The organism is Geobacillus kaustophilus (assembly GCF_000948285.1).
GTDB classification, from domain to species: Bacteria; Bacillota; Bacilli; order Bacillales; family Anoxybacillaceae; genus Geobacillus; species Geobacillus thermoleovorans_A.
On the sequence record NZ_JYBP01000001.1, the window covers coordinates 1 to 19,809 of the forward strand.

General features: G+C 51.4%; 20 protein-coding genes and 6 tRNA genes. 4 read left to right on the forward strand and 22 right to left on the reverse strand.

Annotation, left to right across the window (positions count from 1 at the left end):
* Positions 1-19: 19 nt before the first annotated feature.
* From LG52_RS00005 to LG52_RS00030, 6 genes are all read right to left on the reverse strand, one after another.
* A tRNA-Lys gene (locus LG52_RS00005) sits at positions 20-95 on the reverse strand.
* 283 nt (positions 96-378) lie between these two features.
* Positions 379-453: transfer RNA gene (locus LG52_RS00010), tRNA-Gln, on the reverse strand.
* Positions 454-467: 14 nt separating this feature from the next.
* Positions 468-543, reverse strand: a tRNA-Asp gene (locus LG52_RS00015).
* A gap of 30 nt (positions 544-573) precedes the next feature.
* Positions 574-645, reverse strand: a tRNA-Glu gene (locus LG52_RS00020).
* Positions 646-661: 16 nt separating this feature from the next.
* Positions 662-754 (reverse strand) — tRNA-Ser (locus LG52_RS00025).
* A 5-nt stretch (positions 755-759) separates the two neighbouring features.
* Positions 760-834, reverse strand: a tRNA-Asn gene (locus tag LG52_RS00030).
* Between the two features lie 398 nt (positions 835-1,232).
* Between LG52_RS00030 and LG52_RS00035 the strand changes: the two genes are divergently transcribed.
* Both LG52_RS00035 and LG52_RS00040 read left to right on the forward strand, forming a co-directional pair.
* A complete protein-coding gene (locus LG52_RS00035; RefSeq protein ID WP_044730357.1) occupies positions 1,233-2,423 on the forward strand; it encodes an ISL3 family transposase in 1,191 nt (396 codons plus the stop codon).
* Positions 2,424-2,957: 534 nt separating this feature from the next.
* Positions 2,958-4,148: an ISL3 family transposase gene (locus LG52_RS00040; RefSeq protein ID WP_044730358.1), complete on the forward strand. Its 1,191-nt coding sequence runs from the start codon at positions 2,958-2,960 to the stop codon at positions 4,146-4,148.
* 236 nt (positions 4,149-4,384) lie between these two features.
* Here the strand turns inward: LG52_RS00040 and LG52_RS00045 are convergent, their stop codons facing one another.
* A complete protein-coding gene (locus LG52_RS00045) occupies positions 4,385-4,834 on the reverse strand; it encodes a SprT family protein (RefSeq protein ID WP_044730359.1) in 450 nt (149 codons plus the stop codon).
* Between the two features lie 89 nt (positions 4,835-4,923).
* Here LG52_RS00045 and cmpA point away from each other — a divergent pair, with 89 nt between their 5' ends.
* Positions 4,924-5,037, forward strand: coding sequence for a cortex morphogenetic protein CmpA (gene cmpA, locus LG52_RS19545; RefSeq protein ID WP_013144046.1), 114 nt, complete (start codon positions 4,924-4,926; stop codon positions 5,035-5,037).
* A gap of 18 nt (positions 5,038-5,055) precedes the next feature.
* Here cmpA and LG52_RS00050 read toward each other — a convergent pair whose 3' ends face one another.
* The 6 genes from LG52_RS00050 to acpS all read right to left on the reverse strand — a co-directional run bounded on the left by LG52_RS00050 (position 5,056) and on the right by acpS (position 11,310).
* Positions 5,056-7,218, reverse strand: a complete 2,163-nt coding sequence (locus tag LG52_RS00050; protein ID WP_044730360.1) for a Tex family protein — start codon at positions 7,216-7,218, stop codon at positions 5,056-5,058.
* 443 nt (positions 7,219-7,661) lie between these two features.
* The gene (gene ndoA / locus LG52_RS00055) at positions 7,662-8,012 is read right to left on the reverse strand and encodes a type II toxin-antitoxin system endoribonuclease NdoA (protein ID WP_003253417.1); all 351 of its coding nucleotides are present in this window, start codon (positions 8,010-8,012) and stop codon (positions 7,662-7,664) included.
* Positions 8,013-8,016: 4 nt separating this feature from the next.
* A complete protein-coding gene (locus LG52_RS00060; RefSeq protein WP_013144044.1) occupies positions 8,017-8,298 on the reverse strand; it encodes a CopG family ribbon-helix-helix protein in 282 nt (93 codons plus the stop codon).
* 126 nt (positions 8,299-8,424) lie between these two features.
* On the reverse strand, positions 8,425-9,579 hold the full coding sequence (alr, locus tag LG52_RS00065; protein ID WP_044730361.1) for an alanine racemase: 1,155 nt from the start codon (positions 9,577-9,579) through the stop codon (positions 8,425-8,427).
* 248 nt (positions 9,580-9,827) lie between these two features.
* Positions 9,828-10,841, reverse strand: coding sequence for a LolA family protein (locus LG52_RS00070; RefSeq protein WP_044730362.1), 1,014 nt, complete (start codon positions 10,839-10,841; stop codon positions 9,828-9,830).
* Between the two features lie 79 nt (positions 10,842-10,920).
* On the reverse strand, positions 10,921-11,310 hold the full coding sequence (gene acpS, locus LG52_RS00075; protein ID WP_044730363.1) for a holo-ACP synthase: 390 nt from the start codon (positions 11,308-11,310) through the stop codon (positions 10,921-10,923).
* 113 nt (positions 11,311-11,423) lie between these two features.
* On the opposite strand from acpS, the gene LG52_RS00080 reads away from it, so the two are divergent.
* Positions 11,424-12,041, forward strand: a complete 618-nt coding sequence (locus tag LG52_RS00080; protein ID WP_044730364.1) for a rhomboid family intramembrane serine protease — start codon at positions 11,424-11,426, stop codon at positions 12,039-12,041.
* A gap of 11 nt (positions 12,042-12,052) precedes the next feature.
* On the opposite strand, the gene LG52_RS00085 is transcribed toward LG52_RS00080, so the two are convergent.
* The 9 genes from LG52_RS00085 to LG52_RS00120 all read right to left on the reverse strand — a co-directional run bounded on the left by LG52_RS00085 (position 12,053) and on the right by LG52_RS00120 (position 19,679).
* A complete protein-coding gene (locus LG52_RS00085; protein ID WP_407059894.1) occupies positions 12,053-13,417 on the reverse strand; it encodes a DEAD/DEAH box helicase in 1,365 nt (454 codons plus the stop codon).
* 99 nt (positions 13,418-13,516) lie between these two features.
* Positions 13,517-13,834, reverse strand: a complete 318-nt coding sequence (locus LG52_RS18560; RefSeq protein ID WP_231584407.1) for a hypothetical protein — start codon at positions 13,832-13,834, stop codon at positions 13,517-13,519.
* Positions 13,747-13,944, reverse strand: a complete 198-nt coding sequence (locus tag LG52_RS20870; RefSeq protein WP_331436696.1) for a helix-turn-helix domain-containing protein — start codon at positions 13,942-13,944, stop codon at positions 13,747-13,749. Before LG52_RS20870 ends, LG52_RS18560 begins: the two co-directional genes overlap by 88 nt.
* A gap of 67 nt (positions 13,945-14,011) precedes the next feature.
* Complete coding sequence (locus tag LG52_RS00095; RefSeq protein WP_269430055.1) at positions 14,012-14,377, reverse strand: alpha/beta hydrolase; 366 nt, start codon at positions 14,375-14,377, stop codon at positions 14,012-14,014.
* A gap of 72 nt (positions 14,378-14,449) precedes the next feature.
* Positions 14,450-15,826, reverse strand: a complete 1,377-nt coding sequence (locus LG52_RS00100) for a UDP-N-acetylmuramoyl-tripeptide--D-alanyl-D-alanine ligase (protein WP_044730367.1) — start codon at positions 15,824-15,826, stop codon at positions 14,450-14,452.
* A gap of 6 nt (positions 15,827-15,832) precedes the next feature.
* On the reverse strand, positions 15,833-16,936 hold the full coding sequence (locus LG52_RS00105; protein WP_044730368.1) for a D-alanine--D-alanine ligase: 1,104 nt from the start codon (positions 16,934-16,936) through the stop codon (positions 15,833-15,835).
* Between the two features lie 252 nt (positions 16,937-17,188).
* Positions 17,189-18,331, reverse strand: a complete 1,143-nt coding sequence (locus LG52_RS00110; RefSeq protein ID WP_044730369.1) for an MGDG synthase family glycosyltransferase — start codon at positions 18,329-18,331, stop codon at positions 17,189-17,191.
* Between the two features lie 12 nt (positions 18,332-18,343).
* Entirely contained in the window at positions 18,344-18,940 is a 597-nt protein-coding gene (locus LG52_RS00115) for a DedA family protein (protein ID WP_013522795.1), read from the reverse strand.
* A gap of 10 nt (positions 18,941-18,950) precedes the next feature.
* Positions 18,951-19,679, reverse strand: a complete 729-nt coding sequence (locus LG52_RS00120) for a polysaccharide deacetylase family protein (RefSeq protein ID WP_044730370.1) — start codon at positions 19,677-19,679, stop codon at positions 18,951-18,953.
* Positions 19,680-19,809 lie beyond the last annotated feature (130 nt).

Sequence of the window (19,809 nt, forward strand, 5' to 3'; positions counted from 1 at the left end):
TTCCGCCACACCGCTAATATGGTGAGCCATGGAGGACTCGAACCTCCGACCCTCTGATTAAAAGTCAGATGCTCTACCTACTGAGCTAATGGCTCATAGTTTAAGTATACACTCACAACCTACGACGTCCCTTCCTCTGCCAGCCCCTTCAAGGAAGTCGTATGCATCGGGACAAATCGAAGCGAACTCGAAGATATATCGCTCGTTACTGAGCTAATGGCTCACGAGTTCAATAACACTCTAAGCGATGATTCGCTCTACCTGCCTCCTCTACTAGAGAGTTCAAAGAAGCTATGTGCGTCGAGCCAACTCGAAGCATATTCGACGATGCATTACTCGTTACTGAGCTAATGCCCCATGTATGTAACACATAAAAAATGGCTGGGCCAGCTGGATTCGAACCAGCGCATCACGGAGTCAAAGTCCGTTGCCTTACCGCTTGGCTATGGCCCAGCGATTTAGTGCAATGGCGGTCCCGACGGGACTCGAACCCGCGATCTCCTGCGTGACAGGCAGGCGTGTTAACCACTACACTACGGGACCGCAACCCGCGGGGAATCCCCCCGCTGTCAGTGACCCGTACGGGATTCGAACCCGTGTTACCGCCGTGAAAGGGCGGTGTCTTAACCACTTGACCAACGGGCCACGTATAAATCGAAAGTGGCGGAGAAGGCGGGATTTGAACCCGCGCGCCGTAAAGCCACGACCTAACGGTTTAGCAAACCGTCCCCTTCAGCCACTTGGGTACTTCTCCAGAAATGGCTCCGCAAGTAGGATTCGAACCTACGACCTACCGGTTAACAGCCGGTTGCTCTACCGCTGAGCTATTGCGGAATGATGAAAAAATATACGCCACGTACATCTTCCTAGTGTACTCGCCGCCTCTTCCTCTACTAGCTAACTCAAAGAAGCAAAATGCGTCGAGGCAACTCGTAGCGAATCCGAAGATGCGAAGCTCGTCGCTGAGCTGTTGCGGAATGATGTTTGACAATCGACATTGTTTATTATATTGAGCAACTTGTCGTTTGTCAATACGTTTTCCCGCAACTTGCTCTGCAGTTTTCCGCCGTTTAGCGACGGCTTTTATAATTTAGCACACGATCATCTTGATTGTCAACCTTTTTTTGCGGTTCATCACCAAATTTTGTGATTTAGTGACAAAAAAGAGAAAGCACTGACGAGATCCTGGCAATAATGTTAGCGGTGAAATAAACATTAAGGAGGTCTCGTAAGTGCTTTCTATACCACTAGGATTGCCAGAATTTAAAGTGATTAAACAAGAACTTCTTTCCTATGGTTATGCGATTCATGTAGAGAAAACAGAGACACAGGAACGTTGCCCTCATTGTGGGTTTGCCACTTCCTCTGTCCACGACAGACGGACAAGAAAAGTACGGGATTTGGCGATTTTCCATCAACCGGTGTACTTGTTCATAAAGGTAAAGCGCTATCGGTGCTGGAATTGTTCTCAAGTGTTTTCCGCCTCTTTGGAATCGATTCCACCCAATCAACACTACACCAATCGATTTTGTGAGTACTTGTATGAACTTTGCGAAGGCTCCACCATTCAAGAGGTTAGCCGAAAGCACCGCATCCCATATACAACATTGGAACGCATTTATTACTCCATCGCATCGAAAAAAGCAAAAGAGCGTCAAACAGCGATAGAAGCATCTTCTCAAGAAGGAATGGTGCTTAGTTTAGATGAAATCGCTGTAAAAAAGGGACAACAGTATGAAACTGTATTGATGGATGCCAGAGCCGGATCGGTCATGGGAATGCATGCCGATCGCCAATGTGACTCCGCCATCAACTTGTTGAGCCAAAATATCCTGTCGAAAGAAATGGTCCAAACGGTGATTCTTGACATGTGGGAACCTTATCATAAGGCGGTTCGCGCCCTGTTTCCATCTGCTTCGATTGTCATCGATAAGTACCATGTGGTTCAAAAAGTGACACAAGCCTTGGATCAAGCAAGAAAGGAATTTTCTCCATTGAAAAAGGCTCGATATCTTCTCTTGAAAGGCTGTGAAAAGCTTCGTAAGGACCAACGGCTTCGATTAGACGATATCTTGGAGGAGTATCCGGCACTTTCCATTGCTTATTATCTGAAAGAGTTGTTTCGGGATTTTTACCGAACCGATGGATATCATGAAGCAAAGGAACGCTTGGAAGAATGGATTCAGTTAGCCAAACAGAGCCCTTTTGCTTCTTTTCAGAAAGCAGCCAACACGCTTGAAAGGTGGAAGGAGCCTATTCTTTCCTACTTTTTGTGCCCATATACGAATGCCCGAATTGAGGGGACGAATCACAAGATCAAAAACATCAAACGCCGGGCATATGGCTATCGAAATCTAGAACGGTTTCGTTTGCGTGTATTTCTGGAGTGTACAGGGAACACTACAGGCAGTCAGGCTGCTTAAGCGCTCCCTTCTTCCGCTATCGGTATGATAGTTGGTAGAATGGAACCCGTCAAGGAAAGCACTTGACTGTTTCCATTCTACCAACTTCGTGGTCTGTATGCGGAAGAAGGATCCTGACTGATGAACCTATTTCATCCAGCTAACATGTCTCTAGGATTGAGTAGAAATCACAGAAAATGGTGAAGACCCTTTTTTGCAAAATGTTTTGTTTGATTATTGGCGTTGACTGGACATTATAGTTTAACATATTCTTGACGATAAGGCAGCTTGTCTCTTTTCTCGACTGACGAACACCAAGGCGTGGCGGAAGACCGAACACCCCCCCGCTTTCCAGACCCATGCACGGGTCTGAAAGCGGCGTTGTTCAGTCGCCCGACAGTCGATCAAATGCCGGGGCTAGTAAAATCGCAATATTCGACATAATATTTTCGGTTCATCACCAAATTTTGTGATTTAGTGACAAAAAAGAGAAAGCACTGACGAGATCCTGGCAATAATGTTAGCGGTGAAATAAACATTAAGGAGGTCTCGTAAGTGCTTTCTATACCACTAGGATTGCCAGAATTTAAAGTGATTAAACAAGAACTTCTTTCCTATGGTTATGCGATTCATGTAGAGAAAACAGAGACACAGGAACGTTGCCCTCATTGTGGGTTTGCCACTTCCTCTGTCCACGACAGACGGACAAGAAAAGTACGGGATTTGGCGATTTTCCATCAACCGGTGTACTTGTTCATAAAGGTAAAGCGCTATCGGTGCTGGAATTGTTCTCAAGTGTTTTCCGCCTCTTTGGAATCGATTCCACCCAATCAACACTACACCAATCGATTTTGTGAGTACTTGTATGAACTTTGCGAAGGCTCCACCATTCAAGAGGTTAGCCGAAAGCACCGCATCCCATATACAACATTGGAACGCATTTATTACTCCATCGCATCGAAAAAAGCAAAAGAGCGTCAAACAGCGATAGAAGCATCTTCTCAAGAAGGAATGGTGCTTAGTTTAGATGAAATCGCTGTAAAAAAGGGACATCAGTATGAAACTGTATTGATGGATGCCAGAGCCGGATCGGTCATGGGAATGCATGCCGATCGCCAATGTGACTCCGCCATCAACTTGTTGAGCCAAAATATCCTGTCGAAAGAAATGGTCCAAACGGTGATTCTTGACATGTGGGAACCTTATCATAAGGCGGTTCGCGCCCTGTTTCCATCTGCTTCGATTGTCATCGATAAGTACCATGTGGTTCAAAAAGTGACACAAGCCTTGGATCAAGCAAGAAAGGAATTTTCTCCATTGAAAAAGGCTCGATATCTTCTCTTGAAAGGCTGTGAAAAGCTTCGTAAGGACCAACGGCTTCGATTAGACGATATCTTGGAGGAGTATCCGGCACTTTCCATTGCTTATTATCTGAAAGAGTTGTTTCGGGATTTTTACCGAACCGATGGATATCATGAAGCAAAGGAACGCTTGGAAGAATGGATTAAGTTAGCCAAACAGAGCCCTTTTGCTTCTTTTCAGAAAGCAGCCAACACGCTTGAAAGGTGGAAGGAGCCTATTCTTTCCTACTTTTTGTGCCCATATACGAATGCCCGAATTGAGGGGACGAATCACAAGATCAAAAACATCAAACGCCGGGCATATGGCTATCGAAATCTAGAACGGTTTCGTTTGCGTGTATTTCTGGAGTGTACAGGGAACACTACAGGCAGTCAGGCTGCTTAAGCGCTCCCTTCTTCCGCTATCGGTATGATAGTTGGTAGAATGGAACCCGTCAAGGAAAGCACTTGACTGTTTCCATTCTACCAACTTCGTGGTCTGTATGCGGAAGAAGGATCCTGACTGATGAACCTATTTCATCCAGCTAACATGTCTCTAGGATTGAGTAGAAATCACAGAAAATGGTGAAGACCCATATTTTCATTCTTCCGATGGCAATCAATTTTTTCTGTTATGAGAGTCTAGGATAGTTTGAGCTTGCTTCGGCAGCGCCCGCAAACATAACGGTCTATGTTGATCCGTCTTTTGCGGCGGTAGGTGAGGCCGCAGGACGTACAAATGTATGTGTAGATCGTTTTCGGCGCTTTTGTATTTCCAGCAAGCGGACGACAATAGCGAGGCGCCCCCACTTTTTGCAGCAGTTCGCGGAAGTCGCGGTCGCGGTGGCGGTATCCTTTTCCCTCAAGGTGCAAGTGGTAATGGCAAAGCTCGTGTTTGATGATGGCGATCAATTCTTCCTCGCCGAACTGCTCGTAATGTTTTTTATTGAGCTCAATGTTGTGCGTTTGCAGCATGTAGCGCCCGCCGGTGGTGCGCAAACGCGGGTTGAAGAAAGCGGTATGGCGGAACGGCTTGCCGAACACGCGAATGGAAATTTGTTCGACAAGGGCTTGCAGCTGCTTTTGGTCCATGGCGGGTCTCTCCTTCATCTTTTGGCACAGGACAATTCACCATTACATACATATATATTACCTTTCCACTGTCAGGGAGGTGACTGATTTTGCCTACATGGCTGAAAAATCAGATGAGACGAGCCTACTATGAGAAAAACCGTGAGCAAATTAAACTGTTGAACCAATGCTGGTTTTTTTATCGGAGAAAACACTGCTCCTAAGGCAGTGCTTTCTCCACTTCACTCTTTCGGCGGCACCATCGACAGCGATATTCTTCCCTTCGCCACATCGACATGTTCGACCCATACTTTGACGACGTCGCCGACCGAGACGACATCGAGCGGATGGCGCACGTATTGTTTACTTAGCTTCGAAATGTGCACGAGCCCGTCCTGCTTGACTCCAATGTCGACAAAAGCGCCGAAGTCAACGACGTTGCGCACGGTTCCTTCCAGCTCCATGCCTGGCTTCAAATCTTCCATCTTCAACACATCTTTGCGTAATAGCGGCTTGGGCAGCTCGTCGCGCGGGTCGCGCTCTGGGCGACACAACGCGTCAATGATGTCGCGCAACGTCAGTTCTCCGATGCCGAGCTCGGCAGCCACCATCTCGACCTCGATGGCTTGCAGCGCCTGGCGCAGTTCATCACTGCCAATGGCAGCGGTCGTAAATCCTAACTTACGCAACAGTTGCTTCACTTCCGCGTACCGCTCGGGGTGAATTGGCGTGCGGTCGAGCGGTTCGTCGCCATCAACGATGCGCAAAAAGCCGATGCACTGCTCGTACGTTTTCGCTCCGAGCCGAGGAATCGTTTTCAGCTCTTCGCGGTTGCGGAATTTCCCTTGCTCTTCGCGGCGCTTGACGATGTTTTCTGCAACGGTTTTCGTGAGCCCGGACACGTACTGAAGCAGGGAGACGGAGGCGGTGTTGACGTTAACGCCGACTTGGTTGACGACCGTCTCGACGACGAAACGAAGCGACTCGGCAAGCTTTTTTTGCGACACATCGTGCTGGTATTGGCCGACGCCGACCGATTTTGGATCGATTTTGACAAGCTCGGCGAGCGGGTCTTGGACGCGGCGGGCGATCGAGACGGCGCTCCGCTCTTCGACTTGCAGGTCGGGAAACTCAGCGCGTGCAAGGTCGGACGCCGAATAGACGCTCGCTCCGGCCTCGTTGACGATTAAGTAAAAGATGTCGCGCTGCACATGCTTCAGCGTGTCGGCAACAAACTGCTCCGTTTCCCGCGATGCCGTTCCGTTGCCGATGGCGATCATGTCAACACGATAGTCATCAAGCAGGCAAAGAAGTTTCGCGCGCGCCTCTTCTTTTCGCTCTTGCGGCGGATGCGGATAGATCACATCAATGCGAAGCAGTTTCCCCGTTTCGTCGACAACGGCGAGCTTGCACCCAGTCCGATAGGCTGGGTCGATGCCGAGCACCGTTTTTCCTTTGAGCGGCGGCTGGAGAAGCAGTTTGCGCAAGTTTTCAGCGAAAATATGGATAGCCCGCTCCTCCGCTTTTTCCGTCAACTCGTTGCGGATGTCCCGTTCAATGGCAGGCTCCATCAGCCGCTTGTATCCGTCCTCGATCGCTTCTGCAACGATGGGAGCAGCCGGGGACGATTCATCAGCGACTGTTTTTCGCCGCAAATAGCGAATGATGTCCTCAACAGGCGCCTTGATCGAGACGCGCAGCACCTCTTCCTTTTCGCCGCGGTTTAACGCCAACACGCGGTGCGGAACGATTTTAGGGGGTTCCTCATAGTCGTAGTACATTTCGTACACATTCTTTTCGTCCTTTTCCGGCGCTTTGGCAACCGAAGCAATCGTTCCTTTCCGCCGCGTCTCGTCGCGCACCCATTGACGAAGAGCAGCGTCATCTGCCACTTTTTCGGCGATGATATCTTTCGCCCCTTGCAGCGCCTCTTCAACGGTTGCGACTCCTTTTTCTTCGTTGATGAACATCTTGGCCTGCTCTTCGGGAGTCGGAGCTGACGGACATGAAAGGAGCCAGTCGGCAAGCGGCTCAAGCCCTTTCTCTTTCGCGATCGCTGCTTTCGTGCGCCGTTTTTGCCGGTATGGGCGGTATAAATCTTCCACTTGTTGCAGCTTCATGGCCGCCATAATTTCGTTTTTTAACTCTTCCGTCAACTTCCCTTGCTCGTCAATGAGGCGGAGCACTTCTTCTTTCCGTTGTTCTAAATGCTGCAAATACTCCCATCTCTCAAGCACTTCGCGAATTTGCACTTCGTCGAGCGCCCCGGTCATTTCTTTCCGGTAGCGGGCGATAAACGGGATCGTGTTTCCTTCTCGATGAAGCGCGATGACGGTTTCGACTTGCTTCGCTGCCAGCTGCTGCTCGGCGGCAATTACTTCAATGAGCCGCTGTTCGTTAGCCAAGCGATTCCCTCCTTAATGATATTGGACTTGAACGCTCTCCCGCCTACATTTGCGCTTCGATGTGGGAGATTCTTGGGAACACCCGCCTCATGGCAGGCTGTTAACTAAGCCATCTCCGTGCGTCCCACGGTTCAGCGACGAAAGATACCGATTCATCCCCCACTGATGCTCACGCGTGGAAGTGGGGATTCTTTTCGGTTTAGGATGATAAAAAAAGCGCTGCCTGTAGCAGCTGTTTTGTGAAACAGTATACATAGATGAAAATGGAGGGACAGACCGTTTCGTGAGGCCGATCTGCCCATCTCACGCCATTAGCGTGAACATAACCTAGACCGATGCCGCACGTCAACGCCGCTTTCCCCATCCACTCGGCCGCCCGTTGGCAACCGAAAACCCCGTTTCTCCTGTTCGCTGTTATGCCAAAACAAAGGTTTTTCGCTCTATCAAAAGTCGATCAGTCCTAAGCTAATTTGCAGCGCCTCATCGACTTTATCCATCATTTCATCATCCAAATGAGTGATTTTATCGGTCAGCCGTTGCTTGTCGATCGTGCGAATTTGCTCAAGCAAAATGACCGAATCGCGTTCAAACCCGTAGCGTTTCGCGTCAATCTCGACATGCGTCGGCAGCTTCGCTTTTTGGATTTGCGCCGTAATCGCCGCGACAATCACCGTCGGGCTAAAACGATTGCCGATATCGTTTTGGATCACCAACACGGGGCGCACGCCGCCCTGCTCCGAGCCAACAACCGGGGAAAGGTCCGCAAAATACACGTCGCCACGTTTGACAATCAAAGCATTACCCCCCGCTAACTAAGCGTTCAACGGTGTGGTCGGCCTCGTATTCAGCATGAAACGCTTCAGAAGCGATAGATAAATTGATTTTCGCCATTTCCATGTAGCCTCGTCTCATCGCCTCGCGAATTTGCCGTTTCTTCCGCTCGCGAATGTACATTTTCGTCGCTTGATAAATGAGTTCATTGCGGTTGCCGTTTTCCTGCTTTACGAGCACGTCCAGTTCTGTCAGCAGCGACTGCGGCAAACGAACGACGATTTCCGTTGTTGCGCCAGATTCCGACACAAATATACACCTCCACGAACTGCAGCCATTGATTGCTTCCACTTCATGATACCATTAAACAACGGCGCTGCAAAGTCATTTCTCCATTTTCTATCCTTTGTCTTCTGAAGCAGATTATGCATCGCTTCATCCGCGACCAACGGCGTTCCTCACTTCCATTATACGCTTATTTCGGAAAAAAATACGGGGCACCCGATAGCTGATCGTGCACGGCACTTCATAATTGATTGTGCCCAAATGGTGGGCGACATCATCGATGGAAATGACTTCGTCCCCTTGGCGGCCGATTAATGTCACCTTCGTTCCGACAGGCAGCGGCCCCGGCAGGCGGATCATGCATTGATCCATGCAGATGCGGCCGACGATTGGCGCCCGCTGCCCGCCAACAAGCACATGAAAGTGCTGCAACCTTCGCAGCCAGCCGTCCGCATAACCGATTGGAATCGTGCCGATCCACTCTTCCGTCTGCGCAGTGTACGTCGCACCGTAGCTCACCTTTTCGCCTGGTTGAAGTTTTTTGACGTGTACAAGGCGGCTATGGAGCGAAAACGCCTCCTTTAATTCGTATGGGAGGAGCGGCTTGATGTCCAGCGATGGGGCGAGCCCGTACATCGAAATGCCAAAGCGAACCATATTGAACGCTCGATCGGAAAAACGAAGGGCCGCCGCGCTGTTGGCGCAATGAACGAGCGGCGGCCTCGACGGCAGCCAGTCAAGCATATGCAAAAAGCGGGCGTATTGATACGAAAAGTACTCCGTATTCACGTCATCAGCGGTCGCAAAATGAGTATACACCCCTTCAAGCACAAAGGGCGGATGGCGATCGATCAAGGCCGCTATTCGCTTTGTCTCCTCTTCGTCTTTCACCCCAAGCCGCCCCATCCCCGTGTCCATCTTTAAATGGAAATGAATCGGGGTCGAACCGTTATACAGCGATGACGCCTTCTCGAGCCAATCAGAGCGAAACACGGTTAAGGCGATTCGGTGTTCGGCCGCCAACGCCACATCCTCGGGACGAGACGCCCCAAGCACTAAAATCGGGGCATCGATGCCTTTTTTTCGTAAGGCAAGCGCCTCGTCCAAAAAGGCGACGGCCAAGCGAGAAGCGCCCGCTTCGAGCGCCGTTGCCGCCACTTGGACATCGCCGTGCCCGTAGGCGTTCGCCTTGACAACGGCCATAATTTGCGTGCCTTCCGGCAAAAAGCGGCGCAAATTTGCGACGTTGTCGTAAATGGCGTCCAAATCAATTTCCGCCCACGTATCGCGGTGAAACTCGTCCATCCTCTCTCGCTGCCTTTCTAGTCATAGCCATTTTGAAAGCGCTTGAATCGATTGGATTCCTTTTATAGTTTACCATGTTCCTGGGGAAGAAGGAATAGGATAAGCGGCGGAAAAGTGAGAAAAACGGCGGGAAACATTGGAGATCGCAACGATTCGTCCACTGGCCTGCCTTCACAGCTTCTGCACAAAAACAAAAAGCAGCTCCTCCGCTTTGAAGCGGAGAGCCGCCTGTTTGCAAAACCGCACTGTCATTTTGCCGCTTTTTCTTGCACTGAGCTGGCGACCATCACCATTTCTTCCGGCGTCAAATCATCCGAGGCGAGCGTAAACTCCGTCCCATTGTACCACCATGTCAACGTTCGGTCGGTGAGGGCGCCAATGGCGAATCCTAAATCAACCGGATCGCCGTTGACAAGCACTGGCATGCTTGTCGCCGGAAGCACATCCGCTTTTTCTTGCACGAGCGTAAACGATTTTTTGCCGCCAAATGTCATAATGACGCGCGTGCCGTTTTCACCTTTCACTTCTTTTTCCTCAAGCGCTTGAACCCCTTTCGGAAGCTGACTCGGGTACATGACGGCCATCACTTGCTCTTTTCCTTCCGCCATCGTCGGCACCTCAAGGCGCGCTCCAGTCATGTTCTTCTTTGTATCAAACGCATCATCATCAAACTTCTTGTTAAACTCGACGTTGGAAAACTCGACCGTCAACAGCGCTTTCCGGTCCGTATCCATCACTTTGACCGAGACGGGCGCCAAATCTTTTTTGCGCAGCGTAATCTCTTGGGTGGGAACGACTTCGCTGTTCGGATAGTTCGTTTTTGTCTCGAACACATAGTAGTCTTTCGTCGCCTTAAACTTCGCCTTCGAATCGCTCAAAATGTCTTTGACGAGCGATTCGTACAAATACGCTTGGCTGCTGTTTTTCGGCCAATCGCTCACAAACTTGAAGGTTTTGTTGAGCGCCGGCGTGAAGACGAACACCCCTTCGTCATTGCGCAAAATCATTTGGCTTTGCCCTTTGTCGGCATTTTTCAAGCTGACGCGGTAGTAGGACGGCTGCTTGTGCCACACTTCGACATGATACACTTGCGGCTTCTCACCGGTGCGGAACGTCATTTTCGCCTCAGCCTGATAGCCCGTCATCTCATCGATCTTTTCATCAAGCGCCTTCAGCACCTCTTCCTGCGATTTCGACCCGCAGCCAGCCAAAGCAAACAGAAAAATGATGCCGACCAACGCCATCAGCACGTTTCTGCCCATCGCTTCAACCCCTTTGCCTCATATATCGATTTCTGCCCATGCACTACAATATATGAGACAACTTTCGGGAATATGCAGACTAGCCATGGCAAGCATCAGCCAGCGTGATCGATCCAAGACGCTCAATGACGACTTGGGCGACGGCGTAATCGCGGCTATGGGAAATGGACAGATGAACCGTCTCGCCATCGCGGCGGGCAGCAATGCTCGGCTTTCCGTGCTCATCGGAAACGATCTCGATGTCTTGAAACGATAGATGCCGCCCGATCCCCGTTCCGAGCGCTTTGGCGTACGCTTCTTTCGCCGCAAATCGCCCGGCGAGAAACTCTGCCTGTCTTGCGGGCGGCAACTCGCCAAACTGCGCTTTTTCACGCGGCGTCAAAATTCGCTCCGGAAATTTGCAGTTCCGCTCAAGAAGGGAGCGGATCCGTTCCAACTCTACAATATCAATGCCAATGCCGACGATCACTGCGTCCTCACCTATCCTATCCGCCCTGATGGTCGGACAAATTTTTTATGAGAGACCCGCATAAGATGGCTTATAAAAAACGCTCCATTTCCGCGAAGAAGGGAGACCAGCCCGTGTTTCAACATGCAAGCGATGTCCGCTCATTTGTCCGCCTTTATCCCGTCGTTGCCGCCTTGTTGTTGGTCCATATCGCCGCATGGCTGTTGTTTTCTCTTCCCTTGACAGCGCTTGAACCCATTTGGCAATACGCCGTCGGGACGAACGGCGCTATCGGCCATGGAGAGTACTGGCGGCTTGTCAGCCCAATCGTGCTGCATCGCGATGTCCACCATATGGCCGCCAACAGTTTGTCCTTATGGCTGTTTGGCCCCTGGCTGGAGCGCGCACTTGGGAAAAGAAAGTTTTTGTTTCTGTATATCGGAGGCGGAATCGGCGCCAATGTCGCCACTTTATTCCTTCTGCCGCCGCTGTACACCCATGTCGGGGCGTCGGGCGCCATTTTCGCCTTGTTTGGCATGTACAGCTACCTCGCCCTATTCCGCCGCGACTTAGTCGCCCCCCGCCACGCCCAGCTGCTGCTTTCAGTCATGGCGGTTCATTTGTTGCTTGGCATCATGACACCAGATGGGAATTTATTGGCCCATCTATTTGGCTTCGCCGTCGGCGGCCTGCTTGCCCCTTTTTTGTCCATCCGCCCCAAGCGGCCGTCGTTTTACATGCCTCGGCTATGAAAAAACGGCGCTTAATGCGCCGTAATCCGCCGTTTTTTCGTCCGGCTGCGGGCTGAACCGTTCGGGCGGCCGCCCCGTTTTTTCTCCCGCTTAACCGCTAAAGGCGGCTCTTCCGTCAACTGCACCGGCGTCGTATCCGGCTCGCGCGTCAACATTTTCAAGCAGGCAGCGACAATCGTTACCGAATCGTGCTCTTCAAGCAATTCTTCCGCTGCCCGTTTGTAAAATGACAGGTTTTCGGTCTCCACGACGTTGAGAAGCTTTTCGATCGCGATGCGCTGCTGGCCTTCGAGCGCCTCATCAAGTGTCGGCGGCTTCATCCGCTCCATTTTCCGCTTCGTCGTCCGCTCAATATGGTGAAGCTGGCCGAGCTCTCTTGGAGTGACAAACGTCATCGCCACCCCGGTCTTGCCGGCGCGCCCGGTGCGCCCAATCCGGTGGACATAGCTTTCCGGGTCTTGCGGGATGTCAAAGTTGTACACGTGCGTTACGCCGGAAATATCCAAGCCGCGCGCCGCGACATCCGTGGCCACTAAAATTTCAATCGTACCTTCCTTAAACTTGCGCAGCACCGACAGCCGTTTCGCTTGGCTTAAATCGCCGTGAATGCCTTCCGCCGCGTAGCCGCGCAAGTTGAGCGCCTCCGCCAGCTCATCGACGCGCCGCTTCGTGCGGCCGAACACGATCGCGAGCTCCGGAGCCTGAATATCAAGAAGCCGCGTTAAAATGTCAAATTTCTTTTTCTCGTGCACTTCTAAGTAGTACTGTTGAATGTTCGGCACGGTCATTTCCTTCGCCTTCACTTTGACAAGCTCCGGCTCGTTCATGAAGCGCTCGGCAATGCGGCGAATCGGATCCGGCATCGTCGCCGAGAACAGCAACGTCTGCCGCTCGGCCGGCACATGGCTTAAAATCGCCTCAATATCTTCAATAAAGCCCATATTGAGCATTTCATCCGCCTCATCGAGAACGACCGTATGCACATGGTCAAGGCGAAGCGTCCCGCGGTTGATATGGTCGATAATGCGCCCCGGCGTGCCGACGATCACGTGCGGATGCTTTTTCAAAGCACGGATTTGCCGCTCGATATCTTGACCGCCGTAAATCGGCAAGACGCGCACGCGCTTGACAGCACCGATTTTGTACAGCTCTTCTGATACTTGAATGGCGAGCTCACGCGTCGGTGCCACAACAAGCGCCTGAACGGCGCCGTTTTTCACATCCACTTTTTCTACGATCGGAATGCCGAACGCCGCCGTTTTCCCCGTTCCGGTTTGAGCTTGACCGATCACGTCTTTATTTTGCATACTGAGCGGAATCGTCTTCGCTTGAATTGGAGTCGTCTCTTCAAACCCCATTCGCTCGATCGCTTTCATCACTTCTTGGCTTAATCCTAATTCTTGAAATGTCGTCAATGTTATTCAAACTCCTTATAAAAAATCGTCCCTTTATCCGAGAGAAAGGTTTGACAGTTATCATACCATGTTATGCGGCAATTTGCAATGATGGGCATGGGCAGCGCGCAAAAATGGCAGTTGCACTGGGCGGTGTACGGACTGGTTCAGGTGTTTTTTGCTTTTGAAACGGGGAGCGTTCGCCGTTCCATCGAAGAATCGGTCAAATGCCTCGCCCAACTGCTGCCATGCATTTTGCAAGGCGGTCGAATCGGGCGCTTTCAGCCACGGGAGCGTTTGCTTCAACGCAGTCAACCGCTTGGAGCACTCGTTATCGCTAAGCCCCACCCCTGTTGTTTCATACGCCTGATTCCATTCGGACAAAAAGTGATTGTACACAAACCGGCAGCACCGATCGTTTGGTGACTGAGCTCCGCTTGTGTTCGGGTGGGATACAACCGAAAGCGGTAGGCTTTGTGCATGGCCTTCCCTCCCACCTTACAGAACATTTATTCTATCCTCTATTTTACACCTTTTGTTCGTTGAAGGTAAGAGAGAGTGATGGCGAATGCCGATTCATCCCCCACTTACGCTCACGCGTAGAAGTGGGGGGCTTCTCGGTTGGGAATGATAAAACGCCGCACTCAACAGCACAAGCTTGGTGACCGGGTATTTTTCCGCCAAGTAGACGGCGATCACTCCACCCATTGAAAACCCAATGACATACACCGCACTGCAGCGGCGGTGGAGCGCCAAAAACGCTTGTTCCGCCGCCGCGATCCATTGATCGTATGTAATTCCTTTCAGCTGCAACTCGCTTCCGTGGCCCGGCAAGGTCGGCGTTTCGATGACCCAATCGGTCCGCTCCCGCAAATAATCGGCCAGCGGCGCCACTTCTTCTGGACTTCCCGTAAACCCGTGAATACATAAACAGCCGATCATCATTTCCAACCCCGCCCGAATGAAAAGCGGCGCCTGTGACGCCGCTTTTAGTTTCTCTCGGGTTGCTTGATGTTACAACCAATATCGAAGCAACTCTTCCAATTTCATGCCGCGCGATGCTTTCAATAAAACAATGTCATCCGAGGTCGCGACGGAACGCACGGCCTCGGCCAACGCTGCTTTATCGTCGAACTCCCTCACCCGCCCATCATCAAAAAATGGAGCAGCCGCCGCGGCGATATGGTGCGCCAGCGGCCCGTAAGTGAACACATAGTCCACCATTCCCGGCCGCAGCATCTCCCCGATCTCGCCATGAAACGCCACTTCTTCGTCACCAAGTTCAAGCATATCACCCAATACGGCGATTTTTTGCCGGTAGCCATTCAATTCCCCAAGCAGCGTCAAAGCGGCGCGCATCGATGTCGGGCTGGCATTGTAGGCATCATTAATGACGGTAAAGCCATGTTTCGTCTTGACGACTTCCGTGCGCATGCGCGTCACTTGCAGACGGGATAGGGCTGCATCAATGTCTTCCCAACCGATGCCGAAAAAGCGGGCAACCGCGATGGCCGCAAGCGCGTTGTACACATGATGTTTGCCTAATACCGGCATAAACAGCGTCCGGCCGGGGAGCGCATTGATGACAAACGATGTTCCTCCCGCTTCAATGCGCACATCGGTCGGATAGTAATCGTTCTGTTCACCCGCCCCGAACGTCACGACATGGCGGGGAAGCGGCAACTTCGGCACGCGCTCCGTCAAGAGTGGCTCATCGCCATGGTAGACGAATAAACCATCATGGTGCAAACAGGCTAAAATTTCAAGTTTCGCCTTGGCGATGCCTTCCCGCGACCCGAGCTCCTGCAAGTGTGCTTCTCCGATATTCGTGATGACCGCTGCGTCCGGACGGGCGATCATGGTCAGCCGCTCGATTTCGCCAAACCCGCTCATCCCCATTTCGACAACGGCCATCTCCGTCCCTTCGTCAAGCGAAAGAAGCGTCAACGGCACACCGATATGGTTGTTGAAGTTCCCTTCTGTTTTTTGCACACGGTAGTTGGTCGCCAGCAACGCGGCAATCATATCTTTCGTCGTCGTTTTGCCGTTGCTGCCAGTGACGCCGACCACCTTCAGTCCAAGCTGCTCGCGGTAGCGGGCAGCGAGCCGCTGCAATGCCAAAAGCGTATCATCCACAACGACCACCGGCACACCTTCCGGCGGCGTTCCTTCCCTTTCCGCCCAGAGTACGGCGGCGGCTCCTTTTTGCGCCGCTTCTTGTACGAAATCGTGGCCGTTAAAAGTCGCACCGCGCAACGGAACGTACAAGTTGCCGGCTTGGATCGTCCTTGTGTCGGTTGACACACCGCTTACGACCATATTGTCCCACTCCGGCTTTAAACACTGTCCGTCAGCCATTTCGGCGATTTGCCGCACTGTCCGTTTGATCATCGGCTCTCACCTCTTTTCGTTTTTGAACGTGTACGTGATCGTCTGCTTTTGTTGATGTCGTTCCAATGCAAGCGCGATAAGCCGTTCAATCAGCTCCGGGTACGGCACACCGCTGTGCTGCCAAAGAAGCGGGAACATGCTGTATGGTGTAAAGCCTGGCATCGTGTTCACTTCGTTGATATAAACGGCGCCATCTTCGGCGAGGAAAAAATCGACGCGCGCAAGTCCAGACAAATCCAGCGCCTGAAACGCCGTAATGGCCATTTGTTTGATCGTCTCATACTGTTCTTTCGTTACGTCCGCTGGGATGATCAATTCGGTTTGCCCGTCTTCGTATTTCGCTTCATAGTCGTAAAATTCCTTTTTGGGAACAATTTCGCCAACGACCGAACAAATCGGCTCATCATTTCCAATCACGCCGATTTCAATTTCACGGCCGACAATCGCCTCTTCAATAATAATTTTCCGGTCATACTGAAATGCCTCGATAAATGCGGCTTTTAAATCGCCGCGCTGCTTGCATTTGGAAATGCCGATGCTCGAACCGGCGTTGGCTGGCTTGACAAAGCACGGGTAGCCAAGCTCTCGTTCGATCCGGTCATACACCGTCTCGCCACTTTTTTGCCAATCGTACTTCGTCACGGCGATATATTTTGCTTGGCGCAACCCGGCCTGCGCAAATAAGTTTTTCATCATCACCTTATCCATGCCGACCGCGGAAGCAAGCACCCCGTTGCCGACATACGGAATGTTCAATATTTCAAGCAACCCTTGCACCGTTCCGTCTTCGCCGTTCGGCCCATGCAAAAGCGGGAAAATGACATCGATCGTTTCCTCGTTTCCTTCTGCAGCCGAATCGGCAGCCGGAACTTGGTTCAAGGAAACCGGAATCAAGGCGGTCGCCGCCGAAGTGAATTGCAGCTGCTTGATTTCCTCGATCGGTCCGGTCAGCTGTTCGCCCTTGATCCATTGACCTTCCGGTGTAATATAAATCGGAATGACATCGAATTTATGAGGATCAATGGCATTCATCACCGCCATCGCCGTCGACAACGATACTTGGTGCTCCGGTGATTTGCCGCCGTATAGCACGCCAACTCTCGTTTTCATCATCGTTCCTCCTCTTTCCTTGGCCATCGTTCCTATTGTAACACGTTTCGCACCAAACGGTCTGATATTTTATATGTACGATGCAGGTTGTTTCGCCACCCCCATAAGCGATAAGGCACAAAAAAGTGAGGCTGTCTCCAAAGGTGGTTCTTCTTTCAACAAAGCACAACCTATCGTTTTCCAGCATTTGTTTTACACATATATACAGGAATAAGAAAAGGTGTCCCGACCGTTTGGGGACACCTTCTGTCGCTACGGATGCAACACGCGCCAAGCCATGCGCTGCGGCATGGCCGCTACCACTTCGGCGAGCGCTTCTTGCCCCGTTTTTTCCACGCCGGCAAAATAATCGGACACACGGCGGAAAAACCGGTTTTTCTCCACGTCATCCATCAACAAGCGAAACATGTGCTGCTCGCCGCTTTCTGGCCCGACCAAATGATAAATGAGACCATTTTGCTGTAAATATTGCAAATTGATGCGCTCCTGCCCAGGCAAGCAATCGATCGTAAAAATCGGAATGCGCTTATGAAGCAACTCGCTGACCGTCACCCCGCCTGGTTTCGTAATGACGGCATCCGCCTCTTCATACAGCCGATTCATCTCTTCCGGGTCAGCGATGTATGGAAGCGGCCGGATATGAGACAACCGCCAGCTGGCGATTTCCTCGTACAGCTGGCGATTGGCGCCGCACAGCACCGAATAGCGGAACAACGTTGACGTGCGGGCCGCCCGCAAAAACGCCAGCATATTGCCGAGCCCTTGGTTTCCACCGGCGACAAGCACATGAGCAGACTGCCGCTTGCGTCTCGCTTCTGACCGATTCATAAACACATCATGCACTGGGATGCCAGTGACGATGATGCGTCCTTTGTCAACCCCGTACTTCGTGATCAGCTCCCATTTCGCCTCTTGATGGGGAACAAAATGATAGTCAATAAACCGTTTCCCCCAGATGCTGTTCATAAAAAAGTCGGTGTAGACATTGACAACTGGAACCGTCAGCACCCGTTTTTGCTTCAGCCGCTGCAAAATGCGCGACGGAAACGAATGGGTGCAGACGATTAAATCCGGCTGTTCTTCTTCCACCATCTTTTTCATTTTGCTTTCAAAATAAGGCAGCCATGGCTCAAACGAAATGAACTCAAACCGGGGCGGCTCTTGGTACATCAGCGTTTTGTACACACGGTGGTACGAAGCAGGATGCGAGCGAATCCAGCGCAAGTAGGCCTCTGACACCATTTTTTCCATCAGTTCATTGCAATAGCTCAAAAAATCGATCTTTTTGCTTTCGACCGCCGGAAACTGGCGGCGCAAAAAATCCATCAACGTATCGGCTACTTTATGGTGTCCCGTATTCATTTGAAACAGCGGCAAAAACAATACTTTCATCATCGATCGCACCCTTTAGCTTTCGAAAGATTTTTTGCGCCTCCGCTGCCCAACCCATGCCGCAAGCAAAAAAAGCAAAAACAACGCCAAACCGGCAAGCGGAAAAGAAATCAAGGGGATATGGATGCGCTGGCCGAGCCAAAGCCCAGCCGCGGTCAACGGAACAGCCCAACCTGCCGTTCCAAGCGCCGAAAGCAACAAAAACGGCCCGAACGGAAACCGGCTCACTCCCGCCATATACGGACAAATTTGCCGCACCCCGGGAGCATAGCAGCCGAACAAAATGCCCCATTTCCCATAGCGGCCAAACCAGCGGCGAGCCCGCTCCCAACGTTCAGCCGTAATTCCGACGCACTTGCCGTACTTTTGCACAAACGGCGCCCCCCACCACCGACCGGCGCCATATGCCGTCACCATGCCGGCCATCGCCCCGCCCCAGCATGAAGCGAGCGACGGTCCAAGCAGCAGCTGCTCCTTGGCAACCATCACGCCGACCAAAAAGAGCAAGCTTTCCTCCGGCGCCGGAATGCCCACAATGCCGCAAAATAAAAACAAAAACAGCATTACATAGCCATATGATTGAACATACGGCAGCCATACGCTTGTATCCATAGCTCCCCCACTACATCGCCGAGATTTGTGTATTAGTTTGCACATTTCTCAGTTCCGTAATCGTCACCCAACGCATCTTTTTCGCTGCTTCATCCTTAAACAGCAGCTCGAGCGCTGACAACATTTGCTCTGGCGCGCGTTTGTCAGCACCTAACGCATCCCCATTGTCATGAAGCACAATCACCGCCCCGCCGCGTATGGCCGAACGCAAGCGGCGGAACAATTCCATTGTACCAATTTTTTCGTTCCAATCGCCAAGAATATGCGACCATAACACCGTCATATACCGCTTTTGCACAATTGGCGTCCAAGCGTTAAAATGGCCCCATGGCGGACGGTAATACACCGGGCGTTGACCCGTCGCCCGCTCAATCGCCTCGGCCGCTCGGCGCACCCCCCAATCCAACCAAAGCGGCGGCAACAGCCAATTGCTGATGTGGCGGTAATTATGAATCCCGATTTCATGGCCTTCTTCCGCCATCCGCCGCACAATATCCGGATAGCGCTCGACTTTGCGCCCGACAACAAAAAACGTCGCCTTCACGCCATATTTCTTTAATAAATCAAGCAACTTTGGCGTATAATACGGGTCGGGGCCGTCATCAAACGTCAGCGCCAGACAATCGGATGCTGTTCCTTCCCGAAACAAACGCACCTGCTTTTTGCGAATGATGATCGTCGGTACAATCCCATAAATGGCAATTCCCACAATGAAACAAACGAACAACCAAGCCCACATGGCATTCACCTCTTGATTGTACTTTACCAATATTTCTTCTCTCTGAAAATAGAAAAATGAACTTTCTATATTAAGTTGCAATAAAGAATTTCCGATCTCCATGTCCCGTCTTTATCACCTGACAAGCTGA